The 10612-nt window shown below is 60.6% G+C and carries 10 protein-coding genes; 7 read left to right on the top strand and 3 right to left on the bottom strand.

Features of this window, described 5'->3' with window-relative positions; all coding sequences use genetic code 11:
* Positions 1-95 precede the first annotated feature (95 nt).
* Together QMX91_RS24865 and desA are read right to left on the bottom strand one after the other, a co-directional pair.
* Positions 96-1085: a sensor domain-containing diguanylate cyclase gene (locus QMX91_RS24865; protein WP_098966601.1), complete on the bottom strand. Its 990-nt coding sequence runs from the start codon at positions 1083-1085 to the stop codon at positions 96-98.
* A 247-nt stretch (positions 1086-1332) separates the two neighbouring features.
* Positions 1333-2517, bottom strand: coding sequence for a delta-9 fatty acid desaturase DesA (gene desA, locus QMX91_RS24860; protein WP_027611144.1), 1185 nt, complete (start codon positions 2515-2517; stop codon positions 1333-1335).
* Between the two features lie 147 nt (positions 2518-2664).
* Between desA and dibA the strand changes: the two genes are divergently transcribed.
* The 6 genes from dibA to QMX91_RS24830 all read left to right on the top strand — a co-directional run bounded on the left by dibA (position 2665) and on the right by QMX91_RS24830 (position 9165).
* Complete coding sequence (gene dibA, locus QMX91_RS24855) at positions 2665-4584, top strand: phosphodiesterase DibA (RefSeq protein ID WP_134785155.1); 1920 nt, start codon at positions 2665-2667, stop codon at positions 4582-4584.
* A gap of 308 nt (positions 4585-4892) precedes the next feature.
* Complete coding sequence (gene oscA / locus QMX91_RS24850; protein ID WP_003220508.1) at positions 4893-5075, top strand: sulfur starvation response protein OscA; 183 nt, start codon at positions 4893-4895, stop codon at positions 5073-5075.
* Positions 5076-5212: 137 nt separating this feature from the next.
* Entirely contained in the window at positions 5213-6226 is a 1014-nt protein-coding gene (locus tag QMX91_RS24845; protein ID WP_027611146.1) for a sulfate ABC transporter substrate-binding protein, read from the top strand.
* A gap of 242 nt (positions 6227-6468) precedes the next feature.
* Positions 6469-7287 carry a sulfate ABC transporter permease subunit CysT gene (cysT, locus tag QMX91_RS24840; protein WP_027611147.1) on the top strand — a complete coding sequence of 273 codons (819 nt, stop codon included), beginning with the start codon at positions 6469-6471 and terminating at the stop codon, positions 7285-7287.
* A gap of 12 nt (positions 7288-7299) precedes the next feature.
* Positions 7300-8172, top strand: a complete 873-nt coding sequence (gene cysW, locus QMX91_RS24835; protein ID WP_003220512.1) for a sulfate ABC transporter permease subunit CysW — start codon at positions 7300-7302, stop codon at positions 8170-8172.
* 3 nt (positions 8173-8175) lie between these two features.
* A complete protein-coding gene (locus QMX91_RS24830) occupies positions 8176-9165 on the top strand; it encodes a sulfate ABC transporter ATP-binding protein (protein ID WP_025113397.1) in 990 nt (329 codons plus the stop codon).
* Between the two features lie 81 nt (positions 9166-9246).
* Here QMX91_RS24830 and QMX91_RS24825 read toward each other — a convergent pair whose 3' ends face one another.
* Complete coding sequence (locus QMX91_RS24825) at positions 9247-9771, bottom strand: Mpo1-like protein (protein WP_098966608.1); 525 nt, start codon at positions 9769-9771, stop codon at positions 9247-9249.
* 82 nt (positions 9772-9853) lie between these two features.
* On the opposite strand from QMX91_RS24825, the gene QMX91_RS24820 reads away from it, so the two are divergent.
* Positions 9854-10531 (top strand): Crp/Fnr family transcriptional regulator, encoded by a 678-nt coding sequence (locus QMX91_RS24820; RefSeq protein WP_282413527.1) that lies wholly within the window; start codon positions 9854-9856, stop codon positions 10529-10531.
* The last annotated feature ends 81 nt before the right edge of the window (positions 10532-10612 follow it).

The raw sequence follows: 10612 nt of genomic DNA, 5'->3' as shown, positions 1-10612 counted from the left end.
GGCGGTGTATCAGCCAACATAAATGCTGAATGACCTACCGCCTTCGCGAGCAAGCCCGCTCCCACATTGGATATTTGGGTTGCTGAAATTCTGGATCAGGCAGAAATGATCCGGTTCTTGCCCTGCCGTTTTGCCTCGTACATGGCCGCATCCGCTCTGGCGAACAGGCTCTCGAGACTGTCGTCGCCATCCCTGAGGCTGGTCAGGCCCTGGCTGACGGTGATGCCGAATGTCTGCCCCTCGTGGTTGAAACTCAGGCGCTGAATCTCCTGCTGCAGCCGCTCGGCCACTTGCAGCGCCATGTCCGGTGCGCAACCGGGAAACACCGCAGCGAACTCCTCGCCGCCGATACGTCCGAACAAATCACCCCGGCGTAACGAAGCGCGCCCGCATTCGGCGATCCGTTGCAGCACGTTGTCACCCGCCGGGTGGCCGTAGCTGTCGTTGATCAGCTTGAAATCATCGATGTCCAGCAGCAGGAAGGCCAGTGGTGCACCTTGCAGGCGTGCCTCTTCGAACTCGCGGTTGGCGCATTCGAAGAAATGGCGGCGGTTGCTGCTCTGGGTCAGTACGTCGGTGGTCGCCAGGCGATGCAGCTCGGTTTCCATGTGCTTCTTGTCGGTGATGTCTTCGGCGATGCCGACGATGATCACCGGTTGCCCGGGTTCGTCCTGACGGTTGATGAAGCATTTGTCGCTGAGCCAGCGCACCTGACCGTCGGCGGCGATGATCCGGTACTCGCGGTCTTCCACAGCACCTTTTTGCAGCACTTCGGCAAGGCTGCGTTCGGCATAGTCGAGGTCGTCGGGGTAGATGCTGTCGCGCCACTGGTTGTAGTCGGCCAGCAACAGGCCTGCGGAGCGACCGAAAATCCGCTCGTAGGCAGGGCTGACATACAGCACCTGACGGGTTTCCCAATTGAACGCCCAGAGCACCGCGTTGACGCTCACCAGCAATGAACTGAACAGTTGTTCGCGCTCGCTCAGCCGGGCGACTTCGCCTTGGGCGTGCATCAGCGCCATCAGGGTTTGCGCGGCCTCGGGCCACTGCGCAAGGGATGAGTCTTTTTGATTGTTGTTGACCATCGGCACATTTCTCAAAAGGTGTGCCGCAATTTCGACAACGGCCACAGTACAGCCCGCCGGGGTGGCGAAGTGTCTTTGAGATAGGGCTTTCGGTGCTAAGTTCCGCGCTTTTGTGGCGAGGGAGCTTGCTCCCGCCGGGCGGTAGATATGACGCGTTTCAGCAATGAGAACGCGTCGACAAATTTGCGGTAGCTGCGCTACCGATCGGGGATGAATCCCCTGTGGCGAGGGGATTCGTTCATGGCGGTCAGGCTGCGGCGGGGCGCAGCGAGTAGGTTTTCAGCTGGTCGGCAAATTCACGCAGGGACTGGATGCCGCTGGCTTCGGCCTCGTGCACCCATTCCTTGATGGCGGCGAGCATGTCGTGGCCATTGGCGCTGGTCTTGACCCAGATCTGCTGCAGGGCCAGACGTTTCTCGTAAATGACCTTCAGCGCCTGGCTGTGCTCGAGCATGTTCTGGATGCGCAAGTGATGACGGTCTTCCAGCAGGCTGGTTTCCCGCGACAGCAGGCGCTTGGCCCGATGGAATTGATGACGTACCGAATGATCGACCTTGTCCAGCTCCTGCTTGACCAGCGGGCCGATCACCAATTTGCGGTACTGGGCCATGATCTGGAAGCGGTTGTTGAGGATCGCCATGGCGGTGTCCATGTCCAGATGGCCCTTGCCTTCGACGCGGTGGGCAATCGGTGCCACACGCTGCACTTTGGCCAGACCGAAGAAGCTGAAGACCTTGATCCACGCCCAGCCGAGGTCGAACTCCCACTTCTTCACCGACAGCTTGGCCGAGTTGGGGTAGGTGTGATGATTGTTGTGCAGTTCTTCGCCGCCGATCAGGATGCCCCACGGCACCAGATTGGTCGCCGCGTCGCGGCATTCGAAGTTGCGGTAGCCGATGGCGTGACCCAGACCGTTGACCACGCCGGCCGCCCAGACCGGGATCCACATCATCTGGATCGCCCAGATGGTGATGCCGATGGTGCCGAACAGCAGCAGGTCGATGACGCCCATGATCGCCACGCCCAGCAACGGGTAGCGGCTGTAGAGGTTGCGCTCGATCCAGTCTTCGGGGCAGTTCTTGCCGTAGATGCGCAGGGTCTCCGGGTTCTCGGCTTCGGCGCGATACAGCTCGGCGCCTTTGCGCAGCACGGTGGACAGACCCTTGATGACCGGGCTGTGCGGGTCATCTTCGGTTTCGCATTTGGCGTGGTGTTTGCGGTGGATGGCAGTCCACTCGCGGGTGTTCTGCGCCGTGGTCAGCCACAGCCAGAAACGGAAAAAGTGTTTCAGGCCGGCATTCAGCTCCAGCGAGCGATGGGCCGAGTAACGGTGCAGATAGACCGTGACGGCGACAATTGTCACGTGGGTCATCAGCAGGGTGACCGCGACCAGAGACCAGGCCGACAAGCCAAGAAAACCTTCGTACCACATAGGCTATAGGGCCCTCGATAAAGATAAAAACAGCCGTTGCATTATCACCAAGCACACAGATAAAACCAGTCGCCCTTTCAGATAAGAGTCGCTGGATGTTTCTTGACCTATAATTCCAGCCTTTTTTGTAGGGACATGGACAGCCGAATGCCTGCCACTTACCGCGATGCCTTGCGTGCAGCGCTGCTCTACCTGTTGCTTGCTGTGGTCTGGCTGCAGGGAACTGGTTACTTATTGAACAGTTTCTTTGATGAGTCTGTCGATCTGCAGCGATGGCAACTGATCAACGGTTACGTCTGGGCTGCCGTCAGCGCTGGCCTGATTTTCCTGGCACGGGCCAGATTGTGCGAATTTCTCGGCATTGGTGCGCGGCTACGCGAGCGTCAGTCCGACCGTGAACGCCTGCGTCAGGCGGCAGCGGTGTTCGATTGCACCCGCGAAGGGGTGCTGGTCACCAATCATCAGGGCCTGATCGTGCACGTCAACCGTGCGTTCATGGAAATCACCGGCTACCAGTACGACGAAGTTCTCGGCCATCAGCCAAGCCTGTTCAAGTCCGGCCACCATCCGCCGGGCTTTTACCAGGCGATGTTCGCCACGCTGGAGAGCGAGGGCGAATGGAGCGGTGAGATCTGGAACCGACGCAAGAGCGGCGAGATTTATCCACAGTGGCAGACCATCCGCGTGATTCACGATGATCAGGGCCGGCTCAGTCACTACGTGGCGGTATTTTCCGACATCAGTGCGATCAAGGACTCCGAACACGAACTCAAGCACCTCGCCCATCACGACCCGCTGACCGACCTGCCCAATCGCCTGTTGTTCAGCGACCGCGCCGAGCAGGCGCTGGCCTCGGCGCAGATCCACAAGCGTGGCTGCGCCCTGCTGATGATCGATCTGGATCACTTCAAGATGATCAACGACAGCCTCGGGCACAACGTCGGCGATCGCCTGCTCAAAGCGGTGGCGGCGCGCCTGCAGGACCTGTTCGGCCCCGGGATTACCCTGGCACGGCTCGGCGGTGACGAATTCGCGGTGCTGGCGGAAAGTTGTCCACAACTGGTTCAGGCAGCGGCGCTGGCCCAGCGCATTCTCGATGCGCTGAAGGAACCGTTCAGCATCGAGCGGCATCAGCTGTTCATCAACGCCAGTATCGGTATCAGCCTGTTCCCCAGTGATGCATTGAGTGCCGATCAATTGCTGCGCAATGCCGACGCCGCGCTGTTCAAGGCCAAGAGCAGCGGCCGAAACGGCTACGCGCTGTACACCGAAGAGTTGACCGCCCATGCGCAGCAACGGGTCGAGATTGCCTTCGAGCTGCGTCGCGCGCTGGAGCAGCAGGAGCTGCGCGTCTATTACCAACCGGTTCACGATTTGCACAGCAGTCGCCTGATCGGCGTCGAAGCGCTGGTGCGCTGGGAGCATCCGCAGCGCGGTCTGGTGTCACCGGCGGAATTCATCCCGATCGCCGAGCGCACCGGGCTGATCGCCGAAATCGACGCCTGGGTGATGCGTCAGGCGTGTTCGCAGATGTGTCAATGGCAGCAGGCCGGGATTGTGTTGTCGTTTGTCGCGGTGAATGTGTCGTCGCGCCTGTTTGCCCGGCGTGAGCTGTATCAGCAGGTGGCGCAGGTGCTGCACGAGACCGGGCTGGATCCGGCGTATCTGGAGCTGGAAGTCACCGAAAGCGCGGTGATGGATGACCCGGAAGTGGCGCTGGAGCAGATGCATCGCTTGCGTGAATTGGGCATTCGCCTGGCCATCGATGACTTTGGCACCGGGTACTCGTCGTTGTTGCGGCTCAAGCGCTTGCCGGTGCAGAAGCTCAAGATCGATCAGGGTTTTGTCGCCGGTCTGCCGTGGGACGAGGATGACGCAGCCATCGTTCGGGTGATCGTCGCCCTGGCCCGCAGCATGGGCATGCAGGTGCATGCCGAGGGGATCGAGCAGGCCGAGCAGGCGGCATTTCTGCTGGAGCAGGAATGTGATCTGGGGCAGGGGTACTGGTTTGGGCGGCCGGTGCCGGCGGGGGAGATTGATTGGACCAGAGCACCTGTTATCGGTTAGCAGTCCTGTTATGGCTGACACAAAACCTGTGGTGAGGGGATTTATCCCCGATGGGTCGCGCAGCGGCCCTAAAAAACAGGGACTGCTACGCAGTCCATCGGGGATGAATCCCCTCACCACAAGGTTTCATACAGGCTTCAAACTCGTTGAACACTGCGCAAACCCTTGCCCTGTCAGATAATGTTTTCTAGTTATATAAACATTCTTAAATAGTCTTTTTAAGAATATCTGCGCCTCTCTTATATTGCTCCCACGCCGAACGCAGTGCCGCCCACTGCAAGGCGTATCCCATTCAAAGGAGCAGCACCATGAGCGCATCCCTTCGCAGCGTTGACGGTCAGGACGAAACCACCATCTTGCGTGAAATCCAGAGCGCCCTGCGCGATCTGCGGTTTGGCGCGGTGGAGATCACTGTGCACAACGCCCAGGTCGTGCAGATCGAACGCAAAGAGAAATTCCGTTTGCAGCAGCCGGGTAACAAGCCGAGCTGAAAAAGATCGCAGCCTGCGCCAGCTTTTGCAGGGGGCTGTGCGCAAGCGCTGGCGCAGGCGGCGATCTTTGAATGAGCAACCCGATTCCAGCAACACATAAGAAAAAGCCACCACCAAGAATTCCAGGAGCTTTCACCATGTCGTCGATTCGCCGTTACGCTTTGGCCGCGCTGGCCAGTGCTGTGTTTGCCGGTTCCGCGGTTGCCAAGGATTACGAACTGCTCAATGTGTCGTACGACCCGACGCGCGAGCTGTATCAGGACTACAACGCCGAATTCATCAAGTTCTGGCAGAAGGATCATGCCGGCGACACCGTGAAAATCCAGCAATCCCACGGCGGTTCGGGCAAGCAGGGCCGGGCGGTGATCGACGGTCTGCGTGCCGACGTCGTGACCCTGGCCCTGGCCGGCGACATCGACGAAATCGCCAAGCTCGGCAAGACCCTGCCGGCCGACTGGCAGAAGCGTCTGCCGGACGCCAGCACCCCGTACACCTCAACCATCGTGTTCCTGGTGCGCAAGGGCAACCCGAAAGGCATCAAGGACTGGGGCGACCTGGTCAAGAACGACGTTTCGGTGATCACCCCGAACCCGAAAACCTCCGGTGGTGCACGCTGGAACTTCCTCGCCGCGTGGGCCTATGGCCTGAAAGCCAACGGCGGCAGCGAAGAAAAAGCCAAAGAATACGTACAGACCCTGTTCAAGCACGTGCCGGTATTGGACACCGGTGCTCGCGGCTCGACCATCACCTTCGTCAACAACGGTCAGGGAGACGTGTTGCTGGCCTGGGAAAACGAAGCGTTCCTGGCGCTGAAAGAAGACGGCGGCGCCGACAAGTTCGACATCGTTGTGCCTTCGCTGTCGATCCTTGCCGAGCCACCGGTGGCGGTGGTCGACAAGAACGCCGAGAAGAAGGGCAACGAGCAGATCGCCGAAGCCTACTTGAAGCACCTGTACAGCCCGGCCGGTCAGGAGATCGCCGCGAAGAACTTCTACCGCCCGCGCGACAAGGACGTGGCGGCGAAGTACGCCCAGCAGTTCCCGAAACTGGAACTCGTGACGATCGACAAGGACTTCGGCGGCTGGAAATCCGCACAACCGAAGTTCTTCAACGACGGTGGCGTGTTCGACCAGATCTATCAGGCGCAGTAATCTGCTCCACAATGAGCCTGAAGTTTAGGCACTTGAGATGTGGGAGTGAGCTTTTGTGGTGAGGGGATTCATCCCCGATGGGTTGCGCAGCAGCCCCAATGCCGACCTTTGCGGTGAATCAAATCTACCGCGAACTCTGGTTTTGCGACTGCTTCGCAGTCGGTCGGGGATAAATCCCCTCACCACAGGGCTTGCTCCCACATTGGTGCGTTCAGCGGAATGCTTTTTAACCAAGGACTTTTATGTCGCGTCGTATCTCCCCCGTCATACCCGGCTTCGGGCTGACGCTGGGCTACACCTTGGTGTACCTCAGCCTGATTGTGCTTATCCCGCTGGCGGCGATGTTCGTCCACGCCGCCCAACTCACCTGGGATCAGTTCTGGACGATCATCACCGCGCCACGCGTGCTGGCAGCGTTGAAGCTGAGCTTCGGCACCGCGCTGTGTGCGGCGATCATCAACGGCATCATCGGTACGCTGCTGGCCTGGGTGCTGGTGCGCTACACCTTCCCCGGGCGCAAGGTGATCGACGCGATGATCGACCTGCCGTTCGCCCTGCCGACGGCGGTGGCCGGTATCGCCCTGACCGCGCTGTACACCCCGACCGGTCTGGTCGGCCAGTTTGCCGCCGACCTCGGTTTCAAGATTGCCTACACGCCGCTGGGCATCACCCTCGCGCTGACTTTCGTCACCCTGCCGTTCGTGGTGCGCACGGTGCAGCCGGTACTGGCTGACATTCCCCGTGAAGTCGAAGAGGCCGCTGCCTGCCTTGGCGCGAAACCTTTGCAGGTGTTCCGCCATATCCTCTTGCCAGCGCTGTTGCCCGCCTGGCTGACCGGTTTTGCCCTGGCGTTCGCCCGCGGTGTCGGTGAGTACGGCTCGGTGATTTTCATCGCCGGCAACATGCCGATGAAAACCGAGATCCTGCCGCTGCTGATCATGGTCAAGCTCGACCAGTACGATTACACCGGCGCCACTTCCATCGGCGTGCTGATGCTGGTGGTTTCCTTCGTCCTGTTGCTGCTGATCAACCTGTTGCAGCGGCGCATCGAAACCCCATAAGGAGGCGCGAACATGTCCCAATCGTCTATTGCGGCCGCGTCCTCGGCCAACGCTGCACGCCGTGGCAGTGCTACTTCACGGCGCGTGCTGATCGGTCTCGGCTGGCTGATCTTTTTCCTGTTTCTGGTGCTGCCGCTGTTCATCGTGGTGTCGCAGGGTTTGAAGAACGGCCTCGGCGCGTTCTTCACCGCGATCTTTGAACCGGACGCCTTGTCGGCGCTGAAACTCACGGTGATCGCCGTGCTGATTTCGGTGCCGCTGAACCTGGTGTTCGGGGTCAGCGCCGCATGGTGCGTGAGCAAATATTCGTTCCGTGGCAAGAGCATGCTGGTGACGCTGATCGACCTGCCGTTCTCGGTGTCGCCGGTGATCGCTGGTCTGGTCTACGTGCTGATGTTCGGCGCTCAGGGCCTGTTCGGCCCGTGGCTGCAGGATCACGACATCCAGATCGTGTTCGCCCTGCCGGGCATCGTGCTGGCGACGATCTTCGTCACCGTGCCGTTCGTGGCCCGCGAGCTGATTCCGCTGATGCAGGAACAAGGCACGCAGGAAGAGGAAGCCGCGCGGTTGCTCGGCGCCAATGGCTGGCAGATGTTCTGGCATGTCACCGTCCCCAACATCAAGTGGGGTCTGATCTATGGCGTGGTGCTGTGTACCGCGCGGGCCATGGGTGAGTTCGGTGCGGTGTCGGTGGTTTCCGGGCACATTCGCGGGGTGACCAACACCTTGCCGCTGCACGTCGAGATCCTCTACAACGAATACAACCACGTGGCCGCGTTCGCCGTGGCGAGCCTGTTGCTGATCCTGGCGCTCTTCATCCTGCTGCTCAAGCAGTGGAGCGAAAACCGTATCAACCGCCTGCGCGCCAGCGCCGCGGAGGAATAATTCATGTCGATCGAAGTGCGTAACGTCAGCAAGAATTTCAATGCGTTCAAGGCGCTGGACAACATCAGCCTGGACATCCACAGCGGTGAACTGGTGGCGCTGCTCGGCCCGTCCGGCTGCGGCAAGACCACGCTGCTGCGGATCATCGCCGGCCTGGAGACCCCGGATCAGGGCAACATCGTGTTTCACGGCGAAGACGTCTCCGGCCACGACGTGCGTGATCGCAACGTCGGTTTCGTGTTCCAGCACTACGCCTTGTTCCGCCACATGACGGTATTCGACAACGTCGCGTTCGGCCTGCGCATGAAACCGAAAAACCAGCGCCCGAGCGAAAGCCAGATCGCGACCAAGGTCCACGAACTGCTGAACATGGTGCAACTGGACTGGCTGTCGGATCGCTACCCGGAGCAACTCTCCGGCGGTCAGCGTCAGCGTATCGCCCTGGCCCGTGCCTTGGCGGTTGAACCGAAAGTGCTGCTGCTCGACGAGCCGTTCGGCGCTCTCGACGCCAAGGTGCGTAAAGAGCTGCGCCGCTGGCTCGCGCGCCTGCACGAAGACATCAACCTGACCTCGGTGTTCGTGACCCACGACCAGGAAGAAGCGATGGAAGTCGCCGACCGCATCGTGGTGATGAACAAGGGCGTGATCGAGCAGATCGGCTCACCGGGCGACGTCTACGAAAACCCGGCCAGCGATTTCGTTTATCACTTCCTCGGCGACTCGAACCGCTTGCTGCTCAGCGATGACAACCATGTGCTGTTCCGTCCGCACGAAGTGTCGTTGTCCAAGCATGAACTGGAAGATCACCACGCCGCTGAAGTGCGTGATATTCGCCCATTGGGCGCGACCACGCGGGTGACGTTGAAGGTGGAAGGGCAGACCGATCTGATCGAGGCGGAAGTGGTGAAGGATCACGACAGCCTGATCGGACTGGCCAAGGGTGAAACGCTGTTCTTCAAGCCGAAGGTCTGGCAGAAAGTCGCCGGCCTCTAAAGTCAAAAGCTTCGCGAGCAGGCTCGCTCCCACCTTTGGAACGTATTCCATTGTGGGAGCGGGCTTGCTCGCGAAAGCGGCCTATACAGCCGCGCGATTCGGATTGACCCGCACCACCCCCGCCCGCGCCTCGATCTGCTCTTTCAACTCATGGCGCATGCCGAGCAGGAAGGCCACTTCCGCCACCACAAACAGCGGCCCGACGATCAGCCCGCTCACGTCATCGACAAACGCCGGTTTGCGCCCCTCGTAGTGGTGCCCGACAAACTGGATTACCCAGCCAATCACAAACATCGCCAGCCCGCTGCTCAGCCAGACCATGGTGCTCTGCTGCGCCAGCGCATGCCCGGCCCAGACCGACAGGCCCATCAACAGCGTCATCAGAACGCCCAGCTTCAGTTCCAGGCGCAGGTAGAACCACGCCGACGCCAGCGCCAGCAGCACCGCGGGAGAGATCCACAAGCCGCCCAGTGACCATTCTGGTCGCGACAGCAACACCGCCACCGCCACCACGATCAGCGGAATGCCGATAAAGTGGCTGGCGATGTTGCGCGGGTCGCGGTGGTAGGCGGCGTATTGACTGAGATGGTCGACGAGGCTTTTCATTGTTGTTCCTCCTGTAGGGTGCGTGCAGCATGCCTCGGGTTCGGCGTTCGCTCTGTCAGGCAGGCGACAATTGGGAGTGATCATGGATAAGCGTTCACGGCTGCTGACCGGGCAATGGTTCAGTCATCTGCCGGCATCCTTTCAGGATAGTCTGTTGGCGGCGGCCCGGGAGCGGCGGCTGACGGCGGGGCAGCGCCTGTTCCAGCGCGGTGATCCGCCCTGCGGCCTGTACGCGGTGCTCGACGGCGCGATCCGAATCGGCGCGGTGAGCGAGCAGGGCAAGGAGGCGTTGCTGAGCCTGGTGGAGGCGCCGCACTGGTTCGGCGAAATCTGCCTGTTCGACGGCCAGCCACGCACTCATGATGCGTATGCGGTCGGGCCGTGCACCCTGCTGAATATCCCGCAGGCCACGCTGCTGAAAATCCTCGACGAACAGCCGGTGTACTGGCGCCATCTGGCATTGCTGATGAGCCACAAACTGCGCCTGACCTTTATCAATCTCGAACAATTGAGCCTGCTGCCGGCTCCGGCACGCCTGGCCCATCGCTTGCTGATGATCGCCGAGGGCTACGGTGAAATCGATGCGCCACGCCGGGTCCTGCAACTGCCGCAGGAGCAGCTGGCGTCGATGCTGTCGCTGTCACGGCAGACCACCAACCAGATCCTCAAGGATCTGCAAGGGCAGGGGATTATCGGGTTGGGGTATGGCGAGATCGAGATTCTCGATGCCAAGCGATTGCGCGCTCTCGCCACACTCTAAAGAACACTGCCATCCCTGTGGGAGCGGGCTTGCTCGCGAAGGCGTCGTGTCAGCCAGCACATCATGCACTGACACATCGCT

The organism is Pseudomonas sp. PS01299, assembly GCF_029960145.1.
GTDB lineage: Bacteria > Pseudomonadota > Gammaproteobacteria > Pseudomonadales > Pseudomonadaceae > Aquipseudomonas > Aquipseudomonas putida_A.
This window is presented reverse-complemented; position numbering and strand designations above follow the sequence as displayed.